The sequence below is a fragment of the Megalodesulfovibrio gigas DSM 1382 = ATCC 19364 genome (assembly GCF_000468495.1).
Taxonomy (GTDB): domain Bacteria; phylum Desulfobacterota; class Desulfovibrionia; order Desulfovibrionales; family Desulfovibrionaceae; genus Megalodesulfovibrio; species Megalodesulfovibrio gigas.
The window spans coordinates 484,751-508,620 of the sequence record NC_022444.1 but is presented as its reverse complement, the minus strand read 5'-3'; the positions used below and the strand labels follow the sequence as shown (position 1 = coordinate 508,620).

Below are 23,870 nucleotides of genomic sequence, written 5' to 3'. Positions count from 1 at the left end.
TGGGCCTGGGTTCAGCGCTCGAGGCCCTGACTTTGCTCCCGCGCCTGCTGCTGTTGCTGATTTTGTGCAATCTTCCGGAACGCTGCCCAAGTCAGGAAGTGCTTCTCCCGGCGAAATTGATCGCGCTGCTCGATTGCCCGGTCGTAAAGGGTCCGTTTGACTTGGCGCTCGTTCTGCCTCGCCCGGTGCAGCAAGGTGGCGCGGTCACGTCGGGAGGCGGGCATCTGCTCAATCTCCTGGCGGGTCTTCTGCCAGTAGGTCGTGATGGCTGCGACCTCGGTCCGGGCCTGATCACGGATACTCAGCAGCTCGGCCTTGCGGGCGTCCATGGCGGTCTGCCAAGCTTTGAAGAGTTCCCCGTTACCGGCATCACGGTGGCGGACATTGGGGCGTGGCTGGTAGTATTCCAGAGACGGGATCGCTGCGACCTCTGGTCCAGGAGGCTGGTATGGCCCAAAGCGGGCTTCCAACCTGGACTTTGAGAGATTACGGTCCACAGCACTCGCCTTGCAGGCCTGTTTGCCGTGGCGGCTCATGATGGCGAGGCCGTTGCCATGCAGGACGATGGCCAGGCCGTGGGCGGCCAGGGTGACATGCACATCCCGCCATGACGTGGCGTCCTGCATGGCGCGCAGCAGCGCCTCGCGCTTGGACTTGGCGTAACTCTCGAAGGACTCCAGGCCGGAATGGGCTTCCATGGTGGCGGGCTTGTCGCCCAGGCGCTCGGCTTCTGGCGTCTGGCTCTGGCCGCGGCCGTTGTCCACGGCAAGGTCGAAGCGCCGCTCCAGCTCCCGGCAGACGCGGTCACGGGTGTGAAAGTCCCGAAACGGCTCGTGCCTAGTCAGCTTCTCGGGGTGAATCATGTTGTAGGCGATGTGCAGGTGGATGTTGCCGGTGTTCTGGTGCACGCCGCAGTGGCGTTGGTGCTCGGCAAAGCCCAGGGACGCGGCGAAGGACTGCTCGATTTCCTTGAACATTTCCGGCGTCAGCTTGTCGTCGTCTTCCGGCCGGAAGCTGACGATGAGGTGATAGCTCTTTTCCTTTTTCGACCGCAGGTTGAGATCCTGCGTGTCCATGGCCTCCTGGATGCCCCATTCGTAGTCGTCGCCGGCCCAGCAGCCCTCGGTCCAGCAGAACAGGACCTTGTCCTGGTCCGGGTGGGGGCCGACACCGGCAATGTAGTTGGCCAGGCGGCGGTAGTTGTCATTGGCTGGCTTGCAGGTGATGCGGCGGCTGATCATCAGGCGATCCTGCCCACGGCGGCGCACAACTCGCGCTGCCGGGCCTCGATTTCCCGCAGCAGGCGGCGGACCTGGTACGTCAGCTCCGGGGCCGCGCGGCGCTCGTCGCAGAGCCAAAGCTTGAAGAGCCCGCCCAATCGGCCAAGATCGGCGTTGATCCGGGCCAGCTCGCGGCGGGCTTGCTGATGGTCGCGGGCGGGCAGGGGCTGGCCCAGACAGACCCGGCGGGCAAAGGCCGAGATGCTCAGCCCGTGACGGTCGGCCTGGTCAATGACCTGCCGGTACTCCTCGGGGGTGACGTAGACCTTCATGATGGGCTTTTTCGAGGGCATCCATTCTTTCCTTGCTGGCGTATCCGCGTTGAGCCCGAAGGGCGAATAAGCAAATTCGTATCGTGAAGGCGGCCACCAAAGGTGGGCCTACTTCACCTGTCCTGCCTTCAGCGTCTGGTCGATCTTATTCCACGCAGTTCGGTTCGCTGCAAGGAGCTGTCACGGATTTGAAATAGTTTGAATATGATTGAACAGATCGCCATTTGTGAAAGTTTTTGCGGGCTACTGCTTCCAATACGTAAGGCATACGAAGCAAGATGAATCGAATATGGCAGGCACATGGACGAACAGCGTCCCGCCGTTGCCCTCACAAAAGCCGATTCTTTCCTTCTCGAAGCTCGAAACGGAAGAGGACGGCGTTGTCGCGGTCTTGGTTTCTTGTCTCTTGGGTTAATGCCCGACACCTGCGACCCAACCTAGCGACAGCTATTTTTCTCCAGAGGCGCAGGACCAGGCCGGGCGGGGTGGCAAGTCGCCCTTGGGAGGAACCAGGGGCAACGGAATGCAGTGGAATAGCGTCTTGGAAGGAAGAAATCTGGATGCTGGCCGGACGATGGACACAGTTCGGGAATCTACGCTACGCGTCCAGGCCGGGCTGATAGTCGGGGGGCAGACCGAAGGCGGTGTTGGTCCGTCGCTGGGCCTCGCGGAGGTCGTAGCCGGCCTTGACCTGCCGGCCCCATTCCTGGCTCCAGGCGATGCGCTGCGCCTGGGTGAGCACGCTTGGACGTTTGGCAGGCGGCCGGAAACCCGATGCGGCGCGGCGCATGAAGTCGGCCAGCTTGCGATTGGCCTGCCTGGCCTTGCGGCTCAGGCGCTGCGAGGCCCGCTCGCGCTCGCGGCGGAGCATCGGCCCCAGGCCCAGCCATTCGAAGAGGGCCTCGTGAACGACGCGGATGGCTCGGCATCCGAAATACTTGCCTTCCTCGTTCTGGCCACGGGGCTGGGTGACTTCCATGAACCCGGCGTCCTTGAGCTGAGCGATGGCCCGCTCGATGCGCCGCTGGCCTAGGCCGGAGTCGCGGACGAGCATTTTCATGTCGATGTCGATGAAGCCCTCGGCCAACGTCGGTGTGCCGCAGCAGAGGGACGCTAAGTCGAGGTGGGAGAGGAGCGTCTCCAGGACGACGATCACCGCCTCGCGACGCTCGCTGCGAGTTTGCCTGCCCGGGCGTGTCTGCAAGGGAGGGCACCTGCGAGGCCGGTCATACCAGGCCCGTGCCCGCTCGGCGGCCAGGGGGAGGATGCGCGGCAGCCCGCCCTTGCCCGTGCGAATGGGCTGAGCCGGCTGTAGCTTCGGCGCACGCGGATCGTGGCCGCAGCGGTTGCCCGTCAAGGCCGGTCCCGGAAAATTATCGAGGATTCATCATATCCGGGACCATTCCGGGACCAGCTGGTCCCGGAAACGGCAAAGGGACCTATGAGTATCTCATAAGTCCCTGAATTTTCTGGTGCCCCCGACAGGAATCGAACCTGTGGCACCAGGATTAGGAATCCTGTGCTCTATCCGACTGAGCTACGGGGGCATGGATTGAATTGGTAAGTATAGCCCGCAATGGCGTGGAGCGTCAAGGGATGCAAGGACGGCAAGACGCCCTGGCCGGTCTGGCTGGGGCGTCTTGCTGTTGTGGCGGTTGGATCAGGCCGGGCCGTCGGCGGGTTGTGTCTCCATGGAGGACGGGGATTCGCCGCGATGCGACTGGACAGCCCGCGACCGTCGGTACACCAGCAGGAAGAATACGGGCACGAAGTAGCAGCCCAGCACCGTGGCCGCGAGCATGCCGCCGATGACGCCCGTGCCGATGGCCCGCTGGCTGCCGGAGCCCGCGCCCGTGGCCAGGGCCAGGGGCAGCACCCCAAGGATGAAGGCGAAGGAGGTCATCAGGATGGGCCGGAGTCGCAGGCGGGCTGCCTCCAGCACGGCCTTGGTGATGTCCCAGCCTTCTTCCACCAGATCCTTGGCGAATTCCACGATGAGGATGGCGTTTTTGGCCGAGAGGCCGATGGTGGTGAGCAGGCCCACCTGGAAGTACACGTCGTTGGACAGGCCGCGGCCCATGGTGGCCAGCACCGAGCCGATGATGCCCAGGGGCACCACGAGCATCACCGCCGTGGGCACGGTCCAGCTTTCGTACAGCGCGGCCAGGCAGAGGAAGACCACCAGGACGGAAATGGCGTACAGCGCCGGCGCCTGGGAGCCGCTCATGCGTTCCTGGTAGGACAGGCCGGTCCATTCCAGGCCGAACCCGGCCGGGAGTTTGGCCACCATGTCTTCCATGACGCGCATGGCGTCGCCGGAGCTTTTGCCCGGGGCGGCGGAGCCCATGATTTCCACGGCCGGCACGCCGTTGTAGCGCTCCAGGCGGGGGGAGCCGTAGGTCCAGCGGCCCGCGGAGAAGGTCTGGAAGGGCACCATCTCGCCCAGGCCGTTGCGAACGAACCAGCGCTCGATGTCCTGGGGCATCATGCGATAGGGCGCATCTCCCTGCACATAGACCTTTTTCACGCGGCCGCGGTCGATGAAGTCGTTCACATAGGCGCCGCCCAGGGCGATGGACATGGTGTTGGTGATGTCACCCATGGACAGGGACAGCGCACCGGCCTTGGCCAGGTCGATGTCGATCTGATACTGGGGCGTGTCGTCCTGCCCGTTGGGCCGTACGGCCACCACCTCGGGGTTTTGCGCGGCCATGCCCAGGATCTGATTGCGGGCCTGCATCAGGGCGGCGTGGCCCAGGCCGGCGCGGTCTTGCAGATACAGGTCAAAGCCGGTGGCGTCGCCCAGTTCCAGCACCGCCGGCGGGGTGAAGGCGAAGATCTGTGCGGATTTGATCCGCATGAATGCCCCCATGGCCCGCATGGCCACGTCCTGGGCGCTCATGCCTTCGCCCTTGCGCTCGGCCCAATCCTTGAGCTGCACAAAGGCGATGCCCGTGTTCTGCCCCTTGCCGGCAAAACTGAATCCGGCCACGGTGAAGATGGATTTCACCACCGCGGCTTCGTCTTCCAGAAAGTGCTGTTCCACTTGGGCAAGCACGTCCAGGGTGCGTTCCTGGGGCGCGCCCACGGGCAACTGGATGAGGGCGAAGATGATGCCCTGGTCCTCATCCGGCAAAAAGGATGTGGGCAGCCGCAGGAACAGCACGGCCAGGGCGGCGACAATGGCCACATAGACGAGCATCACGCGTTTTTTGCGCTTGAGCAGCCCATGCACGCCGCGCTGGTAGCCGGCGTTGCCGCGGTCGAACATGCGGTTGAACCAGCCGAAGAACCCGCGCTGGGGCGTGCTGTGCAGCGTGTGGTGCGGCTTGAGCATGGTGGCGCACAAGGCCGGCGTGAGCACCACGGCCACCACCACGGACAGCAGCATGGCCGAGACGATGGTCAGGGAGAACTGCCGGTAAATAACGCCCGTGGACCCGTCGATGAACGCCATGGGGATGAACACCGCCGAGAGCACCAGGGCAATGCCCACCAGCGCGCCGGTAATCTGATCCATGGACTTGCGGGTGGCTTCCCGGGGCGACAGGCCCTCCTGGGTCATGATGCGTTCCACGTTTTCCACCACCACGATGGCGTCATCCACCAAAAGGCCGATGGCCAGTACCACGCCGAACATGGTCAGCGTGTTGATGGAATACCCAAAGGCCGCCAGGGCCCCGAAGGTGCCCAGCAGCACCACGGGCACGGCGATGGTGGGAATGAGCGTGGCCCGGAAGTTCTGCAGAAACAGGTACATGATGAGGAAGACCAGGAAGATGGCCTCAAACAGCGTCTTGACCACTTCCTCCAGGCTGGCACTCACGAAGGGCGTGGTGTCGTACGGGAACACACAGCGCACGCCCTGCGGGAAGTTCACGGCGAGCTGGTCCAGGGTCTCGCGTACGCGCTCCACCGTATCCAGGGCGTTGGCGCCGGTGGCCAGCTTGACGGACAAGCCAGCGGCAGGCTTGCCGTTGAAGCGCGAGATCGTGTCGTAGCTCTCGCTGCCCAGCTGCACCCGGGCCACGTCGGCAATGCGCACGGCGGAGCCGTCCTCGTTCACGCGCAGCAGCACCTGCTCGAATTCGTGGGCATTGGTGAACTGGGTCTGGGAGAGGATGGTGTAGCTCATCTGCTGACCAGACACGGCCGGCGCGCCGCCAATCTGCCCGGCGCTGGTCTGGGTGTTCTGGGCCTCGATGGCGGCCAGTACATCCGTCGGATTCAGCTTGTATTTGTTGAGCTTGTCCGGATCGAGCCAGATGCGCATGGCGTACTGCGCGCCGAAGATGTTGGCCTCGCCCACGCCGTCCACACGGCTGATGGCGTCCAGCAGGTTGGAGGAGGCGTAGTCGCTCAAGTCTGCGCCGGTCATGGAGCCGTCGTCGCTCATCAGGCCGATGACCATGAGGAAGCTGGACGAGCTCTTGTTCACGGCAATGCCCTGGCGCTGCACTTCCTGCGGCAGTAGCGGCGTGGCCAGGGCCAGCTTGTTCTGCACCTGCACCTGGGCGATATCCGGATCGGTGGAGGAGTCGAAGGTCAGTTCGATCTCCGCCTGTCCCGTGGATTCGCTGGTGGAGGACATGTATTTGAGGTTGTCGATGCCCTTCATCTTCTGTTCGATGATCTGGGTCACCGTGTTTTCGATGGTCTGGGACGAGGCGCCAGGGTACGTGGCCGTGATGGTGATGGCCGTGGGCGCGATGTTCGGATATTGCGAGATGGGCAGGCGCAGGATGGACAACGCGCCGGCCAGCATGATGATGATGGCGATGACCCAGGCGAAGACCGGGCGATCGATGAAAAACTTGGCCATGATGCTGATGCTCCCCGGGCCCTACTGGGCGGCGGTTGTGGTGGGGGCGGCGGAGGTGGCGAGGGCGGTGACGCCGTCGGTGCCGGCTGCGGCGGTTTTGGCGAGGATCTTGTCGGCCACGGCCGCCGCCGCATTGGTGACTGCGCCGGGGCGGGTGGCGTTGGTTTCCACCACCTTCACCTTGCGCCCTGGCCGGGCCTTCTGCAGACCGTCCACCACAATGCGCTCCCCGACAGCCACCCCTTCGCCCACCAGCCAGGAATCCCCGATGGTGCGGCGCACGGTGATGGGCCGGGCCTCCACCACACCCTCGGCATTCACCACCATCACCAGGGGGTTGCCCTTGGTGTCGCGGCTCACGGCGGCCTGGGGCGCCAGGATGGCGTGCTCGTCCACCCCTTCGGTCAGCACGGCGCGCACGTACAAGCCCGGCAGCAGCTCGCCGGCAGGGTTGGGGAACTCCGCCCGCAAGGTGATGACGCCCGTGCTCTGGTCCACGGTGATGTCCGCGAACTTCAGCACGCCGTCCAGGGCGTAGGGGGTGCCGTCCTCCAGGATCAGGGACACGGTGGCGCCGCCATCCGCCGCCTGCTTGAGCACGCCCTGCTGCAGATCGCGCCTGAGGCGCATCACTTCGGCGCTGGATTGCGTCAGATCCACATAAATGGGATCGGTCTGCTGGATGGTGGACAGGGCCGCCGCCTGATTGGCCGTGACCAGTGCCCCAGGCGTGACGGCGGACTTGCCGATACGCCCGGAAATGGGCGCGCGCACGTTGGTGTATTCCAGATTGATGCGCGCCGTCTCCAGGGCTGCCTTGGTGGCGAGCACCTCGGCTTCGGCCTGCCGGTGGGCGGCGTGGGCATCGTCGTTGTCCTGGCGGCTCACGGCGTCCTGCCGGGCCAGATTGGCCGTCCGCTCGGCCCTGAGCTTCACGGGCACCACGTTGGCCTCGGCCTTGGCCAGGGCCGCCTTGGCGTTGTCGTACACGGCCTGGTAGTGGGCGGGATCGATTTTGTACAACACGTCGCCCTCGGTCACTTCCGCGCCTTCCGTGAACAGGCGCTTCTGCAGAATGCCGCTCACCTGGGGCCGGACCTCACTTACCAGATGGGCCGAGGTGCGGCCGGGCAGTTCCGTGGTCAGGGTGACAACGCTGGGGGCCAGGGTAAGAACCGTCACCTCCGGTTCCATGGCCGGCGGCGGTCCCTGGGCGTGGGAGCGTTCACTGTAGGAATTCAGGGCCGCCATGGCGGCAACACAGACCAACAAAAAAAGAATGACGCGGCTACGCATGGGGGATCCTGCTGCGTTGAGGTGGCGTTTCGATGCTGTATGAGGGCGCATGCTGCGGGAATATGGCCCGTTGCCGCACCGTGGCGAACACTGGCGCGTGTGGGCGGGAATAAACAGTTGCGCTTGCTACTATCAGCGATTGCGACTTGTCTCATTCCTGAATTTTGCCATATTATATCTCAATTCGGCCAAATGCAGCTGTTTCATTTATGATTTTAAACAGATAGCGTATTGTCATGAAATAGCATTTTGGGGTCGATATATTCAAGGATTGCCAAAACGCCCGTCCGGGACTAGGATCCGGGGCATGCCAATTCTTCAACCAGACTGTCAGAGCTTTTATCCGGATGGCGTGCCCCGGGCTGTGGTGGCGGTGGGCATCGACGTGGTGACCAAGGGCGTGGAGAAGTCCGTGCTGCCGCACCGCAAGGCGCATCTGCTGCTGACCATGCGCGGGGTGGTGACGCTGGAGGCGGATCACGGCGTGTGGATTGTGCCGCCGCGCTGCGCCCTGTGGATTCCCAGCGGCATGCCCCTGACCTTTCGCGGTGCCGGCGCGTTGCAAATCTATGGGCTTTTCGTGGAGCCGGACGCCGTGCCCACCTTGCCCCAGGAGTGCCGCACCCTGACGGTCTCCCCGTTGCTGCAGGAGCTGCTGCTATACGCCGCGCAGATGCCCATGCTGTATGAGGAAGACGGGCCGGACGGCCGCATCGTGCAGGTGCTGCTGGACCAGCTGGCCGCCTCGCCTGCGGCGCGCCTGAGCTTCCCCATGCCGTGCGAAGAGCGGCTGCGGCATATCGCCATCAGCCTGCTGAACAACCCGGCGGACCGTTCCACCATTGCCGAATGGGGGCGACGCATTGGCATGGCCGAGCGCACCCTGTCCCGCATGCTGCACCGGGATACGGGCATGAGTTTTGGCCGCTGGCGGCAGCAGCTGCACATCCTCATCGCCCTGCAGCGGCTGGCCCAGGGCAATTCCGTGCAGGCCGTGGCCCTGGATCTCGGCTATGAGAGCGCCAGCGCCTTCATCACCATGTTCAAAAAGATCATGGGCAAATCACCGGCGCGATACTTCGCGGAGCAGCATTCAAGCCGCGCTGCGGCCTGAGCTGCGCGCCTTTGCAGTACCGCATCCTTTTATTGTTGCCAGGAATGGCAAAATTGTTATACGATGTAAGGATGCGCATCGCCGTTATTTCCGATACCCATCTGGAGCGGCCCACCGCCTGGTTCGAGGCGTTTTACGAGGCGGAGTTGGCTCCCATGGATCTGCTGCTGCATTGCGGCGACTATGCCGCGCCGGCCATGTACCACTACCTGCTGCAGCATCCCGGATTTCATGGCGTGCTGGGCAACTCGGACCCCTGGACCATGCACGGTGAGCTGCCCTGGCGCGCCACGGTGCAGGCCGGGGATCTGGTGCTCGGTCTGGCGCATGGACATGCCGAGCTGGCCGGCGATCCGGCCCGGGTGCTGGACGCCTTTGGCGGCGGGGTGGACGTGGTCTGCTTTGGTCACACGCACCGCTTTTTGTGCCAGACGATGCGCGGCGTGCTGGTGGTGAACCCGGGCTCGCTGTGCGCCTCGCGGTCGGGCCGGCGATCCTATGCCGTGCTCACGAAAACGGGGAAGCGCATGCATGTGGATGAACGCCGTCTCCCCGGAGACTGCTGGGGCGAGGCAGAATACCCCTGAAACGACTGCTCGGGGGGACCCTTTCTGCAGAAAAGGTCCCCCCGAGCAGTTGTTGCAAAGACGGGTGAGAGCGATACGAGACTCTAAAAGTTCTGGAAGAAGAGCGCGCGAGCGGGGGAACCTTTTGCAAAAGGTGTCCCCGCTCGCACAGATCGTTATTCGAAGAACGAGGGATTGCTGATGCTGATCTTGGCCGACTCCTGCAGCGCCGTCACGTAGGACTCCAGCAGTTCCTGCTGCTTGCGCTGGGTCAGGTGGCCCATCCACAGGGATTTTTCCGTCTGCCACTGGGCGTCTTCCGGCGGGACGCGCCGGGCCACGCGGACCACCACGTAGCCGTCTTCCAGGGCAAAGGGCGTGTCCATCCAGGTGCCGGGTTCGGCATCAAAGGCGGCGTGCAGCAGGGCCTCGTTGGCGCCCAGGCCGGCGATGGCTTCGTTGCGGCTGAAGGGCAGGGTGGCCTGCACCCGGTCGGCATGGGCATCGGGCGTTTCCCGCAGTTCCTTGGCCAGGGCATCCGCCGCATCCTTGGCCTTGAGCATGGCTTTTTCGGCTTTGATGCGCGCGGTCACGTCGTCCTGCACTTCGGCCAGGGGCTTGATGGTGGCCGGCGCCTTGGCCACCACGCGGGCCAGCAGGAAGCCGTCCTCCAGGGGCAGGGGCGCGTCGGACACTTCGCCCTCGGCCATCAGGAACAGGGTGTCCCCGGCCTCGCGCTCCAGGCCAAAGCGGGCCACGGCTTCCGCCTGGGTCAGCAGGGGCGTGGTCTGCAGGGGCACGTCCAGGTCCTTGGACACGACATCAAAGGCCTCGCCGGCCAGCACGCGTTCCAGGGCCAGATCCAGGGTATCGGCCACGCGGCTGGCGGCCTGTTCCCGGGCCAGACGCTGGAGGATCTCGGCCTTGACGTCGTCAAAGGCCTTCACGCCGGCTTCTTCCTTGAGTTCACTTTTGATGAGGTGATAGCCGAAGTCCGTGCGCACGGGGTCGCTGATTTCGCCGGGATTCAGGGCGAAGGCGGCCGCCTCGAAGGCCGGCACCATCTGCCCGCGGCCGAACCAGCCCAGATCCCCGCCGACGATGTTGGACGTATCGTCGGACAGCTCCTGAGCCAGGGCTGCGAACTCCTCGCCACTATCCAGGCGGGTCTTGATTTCGCGGATCTGCTCCAGCACGGCGCCGGCCTCGGCTGCGGTGGCGTTCTGTTCCACGCGCAGCAGGATGTGCCGGGCGCGCACCCGCTCTTCCTGGGTGAAGAGACGGTCCTTGTTGCTGTCGTAGAAGGCCTGCACCTGTTCCGCGGAAACGGTTTCGTTGCGGGCCAGGGAATCCGGGGTGAACACCAGGGCCGCCAGCTCCATGCGGGGGGCAGTGCGGAAGGTCTCGTTGCGCTGGGCGTACCAGGCGGCAATCTCTTCCTGGGAGGTTTCCACGGCGTCCAGGAAGTCCGCAGCGCGCAGGGGCACATAGTCCAGCACGGCCTGCATGCGGGTGAAGAGGAAGAAGTCCCGCGTTTCGGCCTCGGTCATGGACGTGGCGCTGGTCACGGCGTCCGCCAGTTTCTGGACCAGCATCTCGTTGCGGACGTTGTCTTCGAATTCGCGCACGCTCTGGTTCTGGCGGGCCAGGATGGCGCGGTAGCGCTGGGAATCGAACTGGCCGCGTTCGTTCAGGAACAGGCTCATGCCAATGATGGTCTGGCGCAGCTCTTCGTCGGCGACGGTGATGCCCTGGCGCCTGGCGTCCTGCTCCATGAGCATTTCCGCGATGAGCTTCATCAGGACGTCACGGCGCAGGCCCATGCGGATCAGGGCTGCTTCATCCACGGATGGATCGGAGCGCCGCATGTTATCCACGGTGATTTCCAGGGCGCGGGTGTAGGTTTTGGCCAGGATGGGCATGTCGTTGACCGTGGCCACCACATCGGCGCGCGGCGCATTGAAGCTGTTCACGCCGAAAAAGACAAAGACAACGACGATGATCCCGAACAGGATCTTCACGGCCCACGAATGGGCGTACGTACGGATAAATTCCATCATAGCGGGAACCCGTATCTCCTTAGGCCGTCTGGGCCTTGGCGAATCGGACGAAGTTGAGCAGCCCGCCGGCGCGGATCACGGCCAGCTCATGGGCGGACAGATCGTTGGTGACGGGCACCAGCCCCACGCCGTTGACCTGCAGGGAGACTTCCCCGCCGGGCTGGATGGACGCCGTGGGGATGGAGAGCGGCGTATCCTGGGCCAGGGTGTCGTAATCGTCCTTGTTGACCAGCAACAGGGGCAGGATGCCGAAGTTGACGAGGTTGGCGCGATGGATACGCGCGAAGGACTTGGCCACCACGGCGCACACGCCCAGGTGCCGCGGCCCAAGGGCGGCATGCTCGCGGGAGGAGCCCTGGCCGTAGTTGTCCCCGGCCACGATGACGCCGCCGCAGGCCTTGGCCACGCCCTGGGCGGCGCGCGCCTTCATGCGGCCCACAAAGCCGGCGTCTACCCGGTTGAAAATGTATTCGCTGATGGCCGGAATGTTGGACCGCAGGGCCGTAATCTGCGCCCCGGCCGGCAGGATGTGGTCCGTGGTGATGTTGTCTTCCACCTTGAGCTGGACCGCGGTTTCGATGGTGTCCGGCAGGGTGGGGAATTGCTCCAGGGCCACGATGTTCGGGCCGCGCTCAATCTCCACGGCCGCGCCGTCCACCGGCGGGTAGATGAACAGGGAGCGGATGGAGGGGGCGTCCTTGGGCAGGGGGTCCACGGCCGGGGGCTCGCCCCAGGTGGCGGGATCGCTGAATTCCCCGCGCAGGGCGCACTGGGCGGCAGTGAGGGGGCTCACCAGATACACCTGGGCGTCCTGGGTGCCGCTGCGGCCCTCGAAGTTGCGGTTGAAGGTCCGCACGCTCACGCCCTGGGACACCGGAGAGCCGCCCATGCCGATGCACGGGCCGCAGGAGGCCTCCAGCAGGCGCGCGCCGGAATCCACAATGGGCTCAATGAGGGATTCCCGGGCCAGCAGCTTGATGACCTGCTTGGAGCCGGGGGAGATCATCGTATCCGTGTGTTCGGCCACCTGCTTCCCGGCAAAGAGCAGGGCCACGGATTTCATGTCGGCATAGGAAGAGTTGGTGCAGGAGCCGATGGCTGCCTGATCCACCTTGAGGCCGGCCAGCCGGGCCACGGGCACCACGCGGTCCGGCATGTGGGGCTGTGCGGCCAGGGGTTCCAGGGTGGAGAGATCGACTTCGATGGTGTCGTCGTAGGCGGCGTCTTCATCCGCAGCCAGGGGGGTGAAGTCTTCGGGACGGCCCATGCTGACCAGGAACTCGCGGGTGCGCTCGTCGCTGGGGAACACGGAGGTGGTGGCGCCCAGCTCCGCGCCCATGTTGGTGATGACGGCGCGTTCCGGCACGGAGAGGGTGGCCACGCCGGGGCCGGTGTATTCCAGCACCTTGCCCACCCCGCCCTTGACCGTGAGCCGGCCCAGCAGGTGCAGGATGACATCCTTGGCCGAAGCCCAGCCCTGGAGCGTGCCGGTCAGATGCACCCGCAGCACCTTGGGCATGGGGATGTGATACGGCTCGCCAGCCATGGCCAGGGCCACGGAGAGGCCGCCCGCGCCCATGGCCAGGGAGCCCACGCCGCCGGCGGTGGGGGTGTGGCTGTCGGACCCGATGAGGGTCTTGCCGGGCTTGGCGAAGTTTTCCAGGTGCAGTTGATGGCAGATGCCGGTGCCGGGGGGCGAGAAGATGATGCCGTATTTCTTGGCGATGGACCGCAGGTAGCGATGGTCGTCCGGGTTGCGGAAGCCCATCTGCAGGGTGTTGTGGTCCACGTAGCTCACGGAGAGCTCGGTTTTGACGCGATCCAGCCCCAGGGCCTCGAACTGCAGATAGGCCATGGTGCCGGTGGCGTCCTGCGTGAGGGTCTGGTCGATTTTGAGGCCGATTTCAGCGCCGGGTTCCATGGAGCCGTCCATCAGGTGGGCGGCAATGATCTTTTGCGTGAGGTTCTTGGGCATGGCGGTAGGGTAGGGGTAGAAGGGTGGCTACTGCAGAAAGGACGGCGGCTGGGCAAGCTCTCCGCCGTCCCAGCCAAGCCGCAGGCGGTTGATCTTGTTTTTGCGCAGCTGGATTTCCACGTCCAGGCGCAGCTTGTCCTGCTGGGCCTGGAAGATTTCCTGGGCATAGTACACGCCCGCGCCGGGATTCTCCGCACGGCGCAACTGCTGCGCCCGCTGTTCGGCGGCGCGTTTTTCGGATTCCAGACGCTCAATCTCCTCACGAAGGCGTGATATCTCCGCGAAGCTTGATGCGTCGTTTTCGTCCACGACCGTCATCGGCGTTCTCCTCGTCCATGGGCGCCGGGGCCACCAGCAACACATCGCGCGGCGGCTGCGGCAGGGTGTTGAACAGATTCCAGAACCGGGGGAGCAGCTCCGTCACTCCGCCGGGGTTGGCCAGGGCCAGACCGGGGCGGGCCATGCTCAGGCAGGCGTAGGCCAGGCCCCAGGCGGCGGTGGGGGCCAGCCAGGGGGTGGTGGCGCCGGCCTCGCCCATGCGGCCGGTCAGGCGCAGGCAGGCGTCGTCCTGCTCCATGCGCAGGCCCAGACGGGCAGCCAGCTCCTCGCAGGCCTGGCGGTCCAGATCCGTGGCCGGCAGGGAAAGCTGCGCCGTGGCCTCGGCATCCTGCAGCATGCGTGCGGCGGCCAGAGCAAAGGACAGGGGGAAGCAGGCGGGATCGGCCATGGTGTCCAGGATCAGCGAGCCACGGCGAGAACCGTCCACCGCCACGCGGACCATGTCCGGATCAACTTCGGGTTCGCCGCCGGCCGCCCGCAGCAGGGCCAGACCTTCCTTCCACGGGGACCGCTGGGCCGGGAACGCACCCTCCAGGGCCATGTCGCCGCCGGCAGGGTGGCACAGGGGCAGGGCCAGCAGGCTGACGGCCAGCAGGGGGTCCATGGGCAGGTGTGCCACGGGGGGCAGGGTGGGCTCGGCGCGCGGAATCGTCAGGGTGCCGGGGACGTGCACCGCATCGGGCACAAAACTGGCCAGCACGGCCGCGGCCCGGGCAGCCACGGGCTCGAATTTGCTGTCTTTCCAGGAGATGGACAGGCCTTCTTCGTACGAAGGCGCCGCCATGGCCAGGGCCAGCAGGGCTTCGGGGGGCAGGTCCGACGGCAGCTGGATGGCCGCCGGCGGCAGGCCGGCGCTTTCCAGCCGGGCCGGCAGGCCCTTGGAGCCGGGCACCACGGGCGTGAGCCGGGCCTGGAAGGCCTGGAGGAATCGGCCCACGGGGGAAAGATCCAGGAGCTTGAGGCCGGTATCGCCCGTGACCCGCAGGCGGATGTGCTGGCCAAGGGCCAGGAACAACAGGAAGTAGCAGCCCAGGGCGTCATCGCCCACAAAAAGGGCCTTGCCATCCAGTTTGATGCTGCCGCCCTCGCTGGCCAGGATGTCGTTGTTCCAGCGGATGGTGGCCCCGGCGTGGTTCAGGGCCTTGACCAGAAAGGCCAGGGCGGCGTTGAAGGCCACACCGCGCAGCTGGGCATGGCGGGAGCACTGCACGGCCAGGGCGGCCCAGCACTGGGATTCCCAGACGCCGGCCGGGGCAAGGACCTGGGCCTTGCAGGGGACCGGTTTGGGGAAGAGCTGGAAGCCGGCCGTGGATTCGCCGGGCTCGGGATGGCGGGCGGCGGGGAGGTCCTGGATGAGGGTGAACAGGGTCCGCCAGCGGGACTTGTCGCCCGTGGCGCGGCCGGCGCGTTCCTCCCAGGCCTGCCAGAGGCGCTGTTCGAGGTGCTGTTCCATGGCGGCCCGGCCTTTCTTGCCGGCTCGCATGGCTGCCAAAATGGCAGCGCGCTCTTCGAGGATATCGAGGAGCTTGTGATCCAATCGAGCGAGTTCTCGCTCAACATCGCGGGGAGGAGTGGAATTTTGGCGCATGGTGAACACAAGCATCTAGCCGGAAACGCGACGGGGGGCAAGGGGCTGGGGGGAGGCGAATCTTGCAGGCAGCGACAAAAAAGGAGCGCCCCGAAGGGCGCTCCATCAATAACTCGCAGTCCAGTCGGAAACTTATTTCATTTCCTGACCGGAGGCGGCCTTCTGCATCTTGACCTCGACCTTTTCGGTCAGGCCTTCGTAGTAGGCGCGCAGGATGTCCAGGACTTCGGTGCGGCCGAAGTGATCGGGCACTTCAGCGCCTTCGGAGAGGGCCTTGCGCAGCTTGGTGCCGGAGAGGATGACGCGGTCATCCTTGGTGTGGGGGCAGGTGCGCATGGAGGCCATGCCGTCGCACTTGAAGCAGTAGAAGGTCCAGTCGATCTTCATCGGCTGGGTGATCAGGGCCAGGCCGGGGGTGGGGCAGGCTTCGGTGGCGTAGGGGATCTTGTCGAAGATTTCCTGCGCTTCCATGAGGGTGTAGAAGTCGCCCACGCCGGCATGGTCACGGCCGATCAGCATGAAGCTGATGCCGTAGTTCTGACGGAAAGTGGCGTGCAGCAGGGCTTCGCGGGGACCAGCGTAGCGCATGTCCAGCGGGTAGCCCGCGTTGATGACGTGCTCCTTCACGAAGTAGCCGTCGATGAGGGCCTGGATGCACTCGATGCGCACGTCAGCAGGGATGTCGCCGGGCTTCAGGTTGCCGATGAGGGAGTGGATGACCACGCCATCGCACACTTCGGCGGCAATCTTGGCCAGGTATTCGTGGGAGCGGTGCATGGGGTTGCGCAGCTGGAGGGCGGCCACCTTGGACCAGTTGCGGGCTTCCATTTCGGCGCGGATTTCAGCGGGGGTCTTGTACACGCCGGGGAACTTGTCGCGGTAGTCGCCTTCGGAAAGGACCTTCACCGCGCCAGCCAGGTTGTACTTGCCCTGCTTCATGACCATCTGCACGCCGGGGTGGTCTTCCAGAGCCACTTCCCAGAACTTCTGAGAGTCGGCGCCATTGCCCTTGAAGACGGATTCGCATTCCCACTTCTTTTCTTCGTCAGAAAGGGCGTACTTTTCTTCGATCTTCAGGGTGGCGTAGATCACGCCGTCCTGACCCACGAGGGCGACTTCGTCACCGACCTTGCAGTCTTCGTCGTCGGTGTCGCACACCACGGGGACGGGCCAGAAGGTGCCGTCGGCGAGCATCATCTTTTCGCAGACGCTCTTCCAGTCGGCCTTGGGCATGAAGCCGTTCAGGGGGCTGAAGCCGCCGATGCCGAGCATGATGCAATCGCCCTTGGTGCGGTCAGAAATGGCGATCTGCTTCAGGCCGGCAGCCTTTTTAACTTCAGACTCCAGCTCGGCGCCTTCCAGAAGGCAGCAAACAAGGCCCTTACCGCCGTGAGGGGGAACCAGTTTGGACATGTGCCGTCTCTCCTATTGTCTTTTACGGATGTGGGTTAGCAGCCGTTCTCCCGTGGAGGCCGCCATGGCGTCAGGCCCGACCCTGCGCGCCTGCAGGCAGCTCACGGATGTTTTGCAGCGAAATCTTGCAAGCAGCATTAGTGAAAAAATCCACAAGGTGTCAAGGCGTTTTTTGCGGGCATGCCTGGGGGGTCAGATTTTGCGGTTTGCAAATTTGTCAAAACAGGTGAGCAGGGGGCATGATTCCTCAATCAACACAAAAAATGCGTCGTCTGGCCCGATGCTTTGTGAAGCGTCTCGCAATCCCTTGCCAAGCGTGCCGCATGGGGCTAGTGTCCTGTGCATCGCATTGCTGGCCATGGGGGCGGGGCCTGAGGTCGAAGGGACCCTACCCCTAATAATGCTGCATGGCAAGAGGCGACGGCGAGTTCCTGGAGAGGTGATGCGGAAGATGACAGGGCGGACAGGATTGCGGATTCGTCTTGACAGTCTGCGCGCACCTTGTTACTAATCTCACAAGTCACGGGAACTTGAATTCTAACCACCTAGAATGGCTCACAAAAAATGATCCCAGTCAATAAGAATACCACGCATGTGCCGCAAACACCAAGCGGGGTTGGCATGTGGTGGGTTGCTTGCGCGGGGCTGGCGTGCCGGGGAGCTGGCATTGCAGGCTTGTGGCGCGGGGCTGGGGTGTTTGGTTGTAAAGAGGCGGGGGGCTTCCGTTGAGGCCGCCTGCTTTTTTTCGCGTCGGCAGCTGGTCGGCTTTTGGGCTGGCCGGGTGCTGGCGCCATGGCAGCGCAGGACGAGGAATTTGAGGATTTTCCCAATCAATCCATACTTGTGGAGGACTTGATATGCCTACGTTCGTGGATCCGTCCAAGTGCGATGGCTGCAAGGGCGGCGAAAAGACCGCATGCATGTACATCTGCCCCAACGACCTGATGATTCTGGACCCCGAAGAGATGAAGGCGTTCAACCAGGAGCCCGAAGCTTGCTGGGAGTGCTACTCCTGCATCAAGATCTGCCCCCAGGGCGCCATCACTGCCCGCCCCTACGCTGACTTTGCTCCCATGGGCGGCACCTGTATCCCCCTGCGTGGGTCCGAAGACATCATGTGGACCATCAAGTTCCGCAATGGTTCCGTGAAGCGCTTCAAGTTCCCCATCCGCACCACGCCTGAAGGCTCCATCAAGCCCTTCGAAGGCAAGCCTGAAGCTGGCGACCTGGAAAACGAACTGCTCTTCACCGAGACTGCCCTGACCGTTCCCCAGGTGGCTCTCGGCCAGAAGGCGCAGATCGCCGACGCCGAAACCTCCCAGTGCTGGTTCGACCTGCCCTGCGAAGGCGGCAACCGCTAGTCGCGGTTGGGCATGACTGCATAACACGCACGTCATCAACACAACTTGATGCATAAAGAACGCATTCAGGAGTCACGAAATGCCTAAGATTCCGTCTAAAGAGACCCCCCGCGGTGTGGCTATTGCCGAACCGATCATCGTCGAGCACAGCGTTGACCTGCTGATGGTCGGCGGCGGCATGGGCAACTGCGGCGCTGCTTTCGAAGCTGTGCGCTGGGCTGACAAGTACGCCCCTGAAGCCAAGATCCTGCTGGTGGACAAAGCCTCCCTCGAGCGTTCCGGCGCCGTGGCCCAGGGCCTCTCCGCCATCAACACCTACCTTGGCGACAACAACGCCGACGACTACGTCCGCATGGTCCGCACCGACCTGATGGGCCTCGTCCGCGAAGACCTCATCTATGACCTGGGCCGCCACGTTGACGACTCCGTGCATCTGTTCGAAGAATGGGGTCTGCCCGTGTGGATCAAGGACGAGCACGGCCACAACCTGGACGGCGCTCAGGCCAAGGCTGCCGGCAAGAGCCTGCGCAACGGCGACAAGCCCGTGCGTTCCGGCCGCTGGCAGATCATGATCAACGGCGAATCCTACAAGGTCATCGTCGCTGAAGCTGCCAAGAACGCCCTGGGTCAGGACCGCATCATCGAGCGTATCTTCATCGTGAAGCTGCTCCTCGACAAGAACACCCCCAACCGCATCGCTGGCGCCGTGGGCTTCAACCTGCGTGCCAACGAAGTGCACATCTTCAAAGCCAACGCCATGGTCGTCGCCTGCGGCGGCGCGGTGAACGTGTACCGTCCCCGCTCCGTTGGTGAAGGCATGGGTCGCGCCTGGTACCCCGTGTGGAACGCCGGCTCCACCTACACCATGTGCGCTCAGGTCGGCGCTGAAATGACCATGATGGAAAACCGCTTCGTGCCCGCCCGCTTCAAGGACGGTTACGGTCCGGTCGGCGCCTGGTTCCTGCTCTTCAAGGCCAAGGCGACCAACTGCAAGGGTGAAGACTACTGCGCCACCAACCGTGCCATGCTCAAGCCTTACGAAGAGCGCGGCTACGCCAAGGGCCACGTCATCCCCACCTGCCTGCGCAACCACATGATGCTGCGTGAAATGCGCGAAGGCCGCGGTCCCATTTACATGGACACCAAGACCGCCCTGCAGACCTCCTTCGCCACCATGTCTCCTGCCCAGCAGAAGCACCTCGAAGCTGAAGCCTGGGAAGACTTCCTCGACATGTGCGTGGGCCAGGCCAACCTGTGGGCTGCCACCAACTGCGCTCCTGAAGAACGCGGTTCCGAAATCATGCCCACCGAGCCTTACCTGCTCGGCTCCCACTCCGGCTGCTGCGGCATCTGGGCTTCCGGTCCCGACGAAGCCTGGGTTCCCGAAGACTACAAGGTGCGCGCTGCCAACGGCAAGGTCTACAACCGTATGACCACCGTGGAAGGCCTGTGGACCTGCGCTGACGGCGTTGGCGCTTCCGGCCACAAGTTCTCCTCCGGCTCCCATGCTGAAGGCCGCATCGTCGGCAAGCAGATGGTTCGTTGGTACCTCGACCATAAGGACTTCAAGCCCGAATTCGTCGAAACTGCCGAAGAACTGAAGACCCTGATCTACCGTCCTTACTACAACTACGAAAAGGGCAAGGGCGCTTCCACCTGCCCCGTGGTGAACCCCGAGTACATCAGCCCCAAGAACTTCATGATGCGGCTGATCAAGTGCACGGACGAATACGGCGGTGGTGTGGGCACGTACTACAACACCTCCAAGGCCCTTCTGGACACGGGCTTCTGGCTGATGGAAATGCTGGAAGAAGACAGCCTCAAGCTGGCTGCCCGCGACCTGCACGAACTGCTGCGCTGCTGGGAAAACTACCACCGCCTGTGGACCGTGCGCCTGCACATGCAGCACATCGCCTTCCGTGAAGAATCCCGCTACCCCGGCTTCTACTATCGTGCGGACTTCCTGGGCCTGGACGACTCCAAGTGGAAGTGCTTCGTGAACTCGAAGTACGATCCGGCCAAGAAAGAAACCAAGATCTTCAAGAAGCCCTACTACCAGATCATTCCCACCGACGCCTAAATCGTCGATGATCTGAGCCTTCGGCGGCTGCGGGGCAACCCGCAGCCGCCTTGCAAAAAAAATGGTCTACGCCTGGGTTCCGGCAACACGGGCGGAGCCTGGGCCTAGGCCGTTTTCTGCCGTCTGGCCATAACACAGCCCGGAGGAGTGCGATGTCACAAGCGATACTCGTAGTGGGGGGCGGCTTTAGCGGCATCACCGCCGCCCTTGAAGCCGCCGAAGTCGGCTACGACGTCTATATCGTCGAAAAAGGCCCGTATCTCGGCGGGCGCGTCATGCAACTCAACAAATATTTCCCCAAGCTGTGCCCCCCTTCCTGCGGCTTGGAAATCCAGTACCAGCGCATCAAGAACAATCCCCGGGTCAAGTTCTTCACGCAGGCCGAAGTCTCCAAGGTTGCCGGCGGCCCTGGCAAGTACACCGTCACGGTCAAGCTCACCCCGCGCCACACCGCCGCGGCCAACGCCGATCTGGCCAATCTGGCAGAGAGCCTCTCCGGCCAGCAGCAGGACAGCTTCAACCTGGGCCTGGCTCCCCGCAAGCCCCTGTTCATGGATGTCCCCTTCGCCTACCCCAGCCGGTACGTGCTCGATTCCACAGGGCTTTCTGATGATGACGCCAAGAAGCTCGCCAAGAGCCCGTTCATCAATCTGAACGACTCCCCCAAAGACATCGAACTCGAAGTCGGCGCCATCATCATCGCCACGGGCTGGAAGCCGTACGACGTGACCCGGCTGAGCAATCTGGGTGCCGGCTCCGTGCCCAACTGCGTTTCCAACATGCAGCTTGAGCGGCTGGCCTCCCCCAACGGCCCCACGGGCGGCGCCATCACCCGTCCTTCTGACGGCAAGGCTCCCAAAAAGATCTGCTTTGTGCAGTGCGCCGGCTCCCGGGATCAGAACCACTTGAATTTCTGTTCCTACATCTGCTGCATGGCCTCCCTCAAGCAGGCCCTGTACCTGCGCGAACAGTACCCTGACTGCGAATGCACGGTGTACTACATCGACATGCGCACCCCCGAACGCTACGACAAATTCCTGCGCCGCGTGCGCGCGGACGAGAAGATCAATCTCGTCAAGGGCAAGGTGGCCGGTGTGGCTGCCGGGCCGGGCGGCGATGTGATCGTGGAAGTGGAAGACGCCGTCAGCGGCATCAAGAAAAAGCTGGCGTACAACATGGTGGTGCTGGCCACGGGCATGCAGCCGAGCCTGGCCGAGGCAAAACTGCCTTTCGACGTGCCCATGGACGAGGACGGCTTTGTCATCGGCGGCGAGGAACGCGGCATCTTTGTGGCCGGGTGCGCCAAGAAGCCCCTCGATGTGATGAAATCCGCCCAGTCTGCCACGGGCGCGGCCATGAAAGCCATCAATTCGGTGAAGGGGAGGTAGCAGCATCATGCCCGAGAAGATTGGCGTCTACTTTGACAAATCCTGCCTTGGCGCAGCGCTGGACGTGGAAGCGTTGACCGAGTTTGTGGAAAAGAAGTGGGGCAGTGTGGTGGCCAAGGTGGAAAGCCACGCCATCCTGGCCAGCGACTCCGGTCGCGCCCTCATTCAAAAAGATCTGGACGATGGCGAGACGGACGCCGTGCTCGTCTGCGGCGCGTCCCCCCGCTACGACTCGGAATTCTATCGCTTCGGCCCCAACGTGCTGGTGGAACGCTGCAACCTGCGCGAACTCTGCATCCTGCCGTACATGAATCCTGACGGCTCCTATGCCCCTGCTGGCGAGGAAGGCCCCGAGCTGATGATGCAGATGGCCAGGGACTACATCAGCATGTCCATGGTCAAGCTGAAGCAGATGAAGGTGCCCCAGCCCGAACTGTTCGAAACCACCAAGACCATCCTGGTCCTGGGCGGCGGCTGGACCGGCCTGCATGCAGCCCTGAACAGCGCGGCCGCAGGCTACGACGTGGTGCTCCTGGAACGCGCGGACAAGCTGGGCGGCGCGGCCTTGAACATGCTCAAGACCGTCCCCCTCAAGTACCCGCATACCACGGCGCATGCCACCGGCATTGAAGAAAAAGTTGCCGCTGTGGAAGCCAATGCCAAGATTGCCGTCAAGCTCAAGAGCGAGCTGACCAAGCTCTCCGGCATGCCCGGCGCCTTTGTGGCCACCATCAAGGGCCCGGCCGGGGAAACCACGGTGAACGTGGGCTCCGTGGTGCTGGCCACCGGCTGGGTGGCGCAGGACACCAAGTATGTGGAATGCCTGGGCTACGGCAAGATCAAGGACGTGGTGACCACCGGCGAGTTCGAAAAGATGGCCAAGGCCGGGGCACTCAAGCGCCCCAGCAACGGCGCGCCAGCCAAGAAGGTGGCCTTCATCCTCAATCCCAAAAAGTGCGAGCCTGCCGGCCCCATCTACAAAACCCTTGCCGAGTGCAACCTCTCTGCCGAGGCGGCCGCCGGTGGCGACCCCAAGGGCGAAGTGGAAGTCTCCGAAATCAAGCAACAGCAGTGGGAAGGCTATCAGCACCTGCCCATGGCCACTGCCGTGAACAGCCTCGTGGCCCTCAAGCAGGCTGGCTACGTGACCGACGCCAACCCCTCGGACGGCATCGCCTACGTCTTCTATGACTCCATGATCGTCCAGGGCGTGCACGAGCGGTTCTACAAGGCCGCCCAGGACAATCCCGGCGTGATGATGACCAAGGCCGAAATCGCCGACGTGGTGGAAGAAGACGGCGGCGTGGTGGTCAAGGCCACCAACACCCTGCTGGGTCATGACCTGGAAGTGCTGGTGGATCTGGTGGTCGTGCCCACGGGCATGGTGCCCACCACGGCCAAGGAGCCGGTGCTGCACTTCGATTATCGCCAGGGTCCCACCTTCCCGGATCTGGCCCTCTTCGAAGGCTTCTGCGATTCCAACTACATCTGCTTCCCGTACGAAACCCGCCGCACCGGCGTGTACGCTGCGGGCGCGGTGCGTCAGCCCATGATGCTGGACGCCGCCGAGGAAGACGCCGCCGGCGCCACCCTCAAGGCCATCCAGTCCATCGAAAGCGCCAACCGCGGCGTGGCCGTGCATCCCCGGGCTGGCGACCAGAGCTACCCGGTGTTCAACTTCGTGCGCTGCACCCAGTGCAAACGCTGCACCGAGGAATGCCCCTTCGGCGCCTTGGATGACGACGAAAAAGGCACGCCCAAGCCCAACTTCAGCCGCTGCCGCCGTTGTGGCACCTGCATGGGCGCCTGTCCGGAACGCGTCATCAGCTTCGATACCTACGGCATCGGCATGATGTCCGACATGGTCAAGCAGTACACCATCCCGGACGACATCAACAATGGCGGTCCTCGCGTGCTCATCATGGCCTGCGAAAACGACGCCTACCCCGCCCTGGATATGGCGGCCCGTCGTGGCCTGCACTGGAGCCCTTACGTGCGCATTATGCCCGTGCGGTGCCTGGGTTCCGTGAACGCCATCTGGATCAAGGACGCCATGAGCCGCGGCACCGATGGTGTGGTGCTCCTGGGCTGCAAATACGGCGACGACTATCAGTGCCACTTCGTCAAGGGCTCTGAAATCTGCAACCGCCGCAAGGAAAACATCGCCGAGACGCTGAAGCAGCTCGGCATCGAACCCGAGCGCGTGGAGCAGTACGAAATCGCCATCGACGAATACGACAAGGTGCCCGGCCTCATCGAAGACTTCCTCAAGCTGGTCATGAAGCTTGGCCCCAACCCCTTCAAGGGCTACTAAGA

The 23,870-nt window shown here is 63.8% G+C and carries 16 protein-coding genes and 1 tRNA gene; 6 read left to right on the top strand and 11 right to left on the bottom strand.

Features of this window, described 5'->3' with window-relative positions:
• Positions 1-11: 11 nt before the first annotated feature.
• From traI to DGI_RS02195, 6 genes are all read right to left on the bottom strand, one after another.
• Positions 12-1,241 carry a TraI/MobA(P) family conjugative relaxase gene (traI, locus tag DGI_RS17705; RefSeq protein WP_021759014.1) on the bottom strand — a complete coding sequence of 410 codons (1,230 nt, stop codon included), beginning with the start codon at positions 1,239-1,241 and terminating at the stop codon, positions 12-14.
• A complete protein-coding gene (locus DGI_RS02215) occupies positions 1,241-1,573 on the bottom strand; it encodes a plasmid mobilization protein (RefSeq protein ID WP_021759013.1) in 333 nt (110 codons plus the stop codon). Before DGI_RS02215 ends, traI begins: the two co-directional genes overlap by 1 nt.
• A 577-nt stretch (positions 1,574-2,150) precedes the next feature.
• Positions 2,151-2,612, bottom strand: coding sequence for a hypothetical protein (locus DGI_RS19160; protein ID WP_235619913.1), 462 nt, complete (start codon positions 2,610-2,612; stop codon positions 2,151-2,153).
• A gap of 410 nt (positions 2,613-3,022) precedes the next feature.
• Positions 3,023-3,099 (bottom strand) — tRNA-Arg (locus DGI_RS02205).
• Between the two features lie 113 nt (positions 3,100-3,212).
• On the bottom strand, positions 3,213-6,374 hold the full coding sequence (locus DGI_RS02200) for an efflux RND transporter permease subunit (protein ID WP_021759011.1): 3,162 nt from the start codon (positions 6,372-6,374) through the stop codon (positions 3,213-3,215).
• A gap of 21 nt (positions 6,375-6,395) precedes the next feature.
• A complete protein-coding gene (locus tag DGI_RS02195) occupies positions 6,396-7,670 on the bottom strand; it encodes an efflux RND transporter periplasmic adaptor subunit (protein WP_081696768.1) in 1,275 nt (424 codons plus the stop codon).
• A 307-nt stretch (positions 7,671-7,977) separates the two neighbouring features.
• On the opposite strand from DGI_RS02195, the gene DGI_RS02190 reads away from it, so the two are divergent.
• On the top strand, positions 7,978-8,784 hold the full coding sequence (locus DGI_RS02190) for a helix-turn-helix domain-containing protein (RefSeq protein WP_021759009.1): 807 nt from the start codon (positions 7,978-7,980) through the stop codon (positions 8,782-8,784).
• 71 nt (positions 8,785-8,855) lie between these two features.
• Positions 8,856-9,371: a metallophosphoesterase family protein gene (locus tag DGI_RS02185; protein ID WP_021759008.1), complete on the top strand. Its 516-nt coding sequence runs from the start codon at positions 8,856-8,858 to the stop codon at positions 9,369-9,371.
• A 155-nt stretch (positions 9,372-9,526) separates the two neighbouring features.
• Here the strand turns inward: DGI_RS02185 and DGI_RS02180 are convergent, their stop codons facing one another.
• The 5 genes from DGI_RS02180 to sat form a co-directional block, all read right to left on the bottom strand.
• Positions 9,527-11,410: a peptidylprolyl isomerase gene (locus DGI_RS02180; RefSeq protein WP_021759007.1), complete on the bottom strand. Its 1,884-nt coding sequence runs from the start codon at positions 11,408-11,410 to the stop codon at positions 9,527-9,529.
• A 19-nt stretch (positions 11,411-11,429) separates the two neighbouring features.
• Entirely contained in the window at positions 11,430-13,385 is a 1,956-nt protein-coding gene (locus tag DGI_RS02175; protein ID WP_021759006.1) for an aconitate hydratase, read from the bottom strand.
• A 27-nt stretch (positions 13,386-13,412) separates the two neighbouring features.
• Positions 13,413-13,703, bottom strand: coding sequence for a hypothetical protein (locus DGI_RS02170; RefSeq protein ID WP_027192936.1), 291 nt, complete (start codon positions 13,701-13,703; stop codon positions 13,413-13,415).
• Entirely contained in the window at positions 13,645-15,261 is a 1,617-nt protein-coding gene (locus DGI_RS02165; RefSeq protein ID WP_027192937.1) for a 3-phosphoshikimate 1-carboxyvinyltransferase, read from the bottom strand. The genes DGI_RS02170 and DGI_RS02165 overlap by 59 nt, the downstream gene beginning before the upstream one ends.
• A 183-nt stretch (positions 15,262-15,444) precedes the next feature.
• Positions 15,445-16,725 carry a sulfate adenylyltransferase gene (sat, locus tag DGI_RS02160; protein ID WP_021759004.1) on the bottom strand — a complete coding sequence of 427 codons (1,281 nt, stop codon included), beginning with the start codon at positions 16,723-16,725 and terminating at the stop codon, positions 15,445-15,447.
• An 857-nt stretch (positions 16,726-17,582) separates the two neighbouring features.
• On the opposite strand from sat, the gene aprB reads away from it, so the two are divergent.
• From aprB to DGI_RS02140, 4 genes are all read left to right on the top strand, one after another.
• On the top strand, positions 17,583-18,086 hold the full coding sequence (gene aprB / locus DGI_RS02155; protein WP_021759002.1) for an adenylyl-sulfate reductase subunit beta: 504 nt from the start codon (positions 17,583-17,585) through the stop codon (positions 18,084-18,086).
• Between the two features lie 79 nt (positions 18,087-18,165).
• Entirely contained in the window at positions 18,166-20,166 is a 2,001-nt protein-coding gene (gene aprA / locus DGI_RS02150; protein ID WP_021759000.1) for an adenylyl-sulfate reductase subunit alpha, read from the top strand.
• Between the two features lie 152 nt (positions 20,167-20,318).
• A complete protein-coding gene (locus tag DGI_RS02145) occupies positions 20,319-21,554 on the top strand; it encodes a CoB--CoM heterodisulfide reductase iron-sulfur subunit A family protein (RefSeq protein ID WP_021758998.1) in 1,236 nt (411 codons plus the stop codon).
• 7 nt (positions 21,555-21,561) lie between these two features.
• Complete coding sequence (locus DGI_RS02140; RefSeq protein ID WP_021758996.1) at positions 21,562-23,868, top strand: hydrogenase iron-sulfur subunit; 2,307 nt, start codon at positions 21,562-21,564, stop codon at positions 23,866-23,868.
• Positions 23,869-23,870: the final 2 nt, after the last annotated feature.

What these genes read in the sequence shown, in the direction of transcription:
- aprA (WP_021759000.1), top strand. Translation starts at nt 18,166, where the DNA reads ATGCCTAAGATTCCGTCTAAAGAGACCCCCCGCGGTGTGGCTATTGCC.
- DGI_RS02185 (WP_021759008.1), top strand. Translation starts at nt 8,856, where the DNA reads ATGCGCATCGCCGTTATTTCCGATACCCATCTGGAGCGGCCCACCGCC.
- DGI_RS19160 (WP_235619913.1), bottom strand. Translation starts at nt 2,612, where the DNA reads ATGAAAATGCTCGTCCGCGACTCCGGCCTAGGCCAGCGGCGCATCGAG.
- aprB (WP_021759002.1), top strand. Translation starts at nt 17,583, where the DNA reads ATGCCTACGTTCGTGGATCCGTCCAAGTGCGATGGCTGCAAGGGCGGC.
- traI (WP_021759014.1), bottom strand. Translation starts at nt 1,241, where the DNA reads ATGATCAGCCGCCGCATCACCTGCAAGCCAGCCAATGACAACTACCGC.
- DGI_RS02215 (WP_021759013.1), bottom strand. Translation starts at nt 1,573, where the DNA reads ATGCCCTCGAAAAAGCCCATCATGAAGGTCTACGTCACCCCCGAGGAG.
- DGI_RS02145 (WP_021758998.1), top strand. Translation starts at nt 20,319, where the DNA reads ATGTCACAAGCGATACTCGTAGTGGGGGGCGGCTTTAGCGGCATCACC.
- DGI_RS02190 (WP_021759009.1), top strand. Translation starts at nt 7,978, where the DNA reads ATGCCAATTCTTCAACCAGACTGTCAGAGCTTTTATCCGGATGGCGTG.
- DGI_RS02195 (WP_081696768.1), bottom strand. Translation starts at nt 7,670, where the DNA reads ATGCGTAGCCGCGTCATTCTTTTTTTGTTGGTCTGTGTTGCCGCCATG.
- DGI_RS02140 (WP_021758996.1), top strand. Translation starts at nt 21,562, where the DNA reads ATGCCCGAGAAGATTGGCGTCTACTTTGACAAATCCTGCCTTGGCGCA.
- DGI_RS02170 (WP_027192936.1), bottom strand. Translation starts at nt 13,703, where the DNA reads ATGACGGTCGTGGACGAAAACGACGCATCAAGCTTCGCGGAGATATCA.
- DGI_RS02200 (WP_021759011.1), bottom strand. Translation starts at nt 6,374, where the DNA reads ATGGCCAAGTTTTTCATCGATCGCCCGGTCTTCGCCTGGGTCATCGCC.
- DGI_RS02175 (WP_021759006.1), bottom strand. Translation starts at nt 13,385, where the DNA reads ATGCCCAAGAACCTCACGCAAAAGATCATTGCCGCCCACCTGATGGAC.
- sat (WP_021759004.1), bottom strand. Translation starts at nt 16,725, where the DNA reads ATGTCCAAACTGGTTCCCCCTCACGGCGGTAAGGGCCTTGTTTGCTGC.
- DGI_RS02180 (WP_021759007.1), bottom strand. Translation starts at nt 11,410, where the DNA reads ATGATGGAATTTATCCGTACGTACGCCCATTCGTGGGCCGTGAAGATC.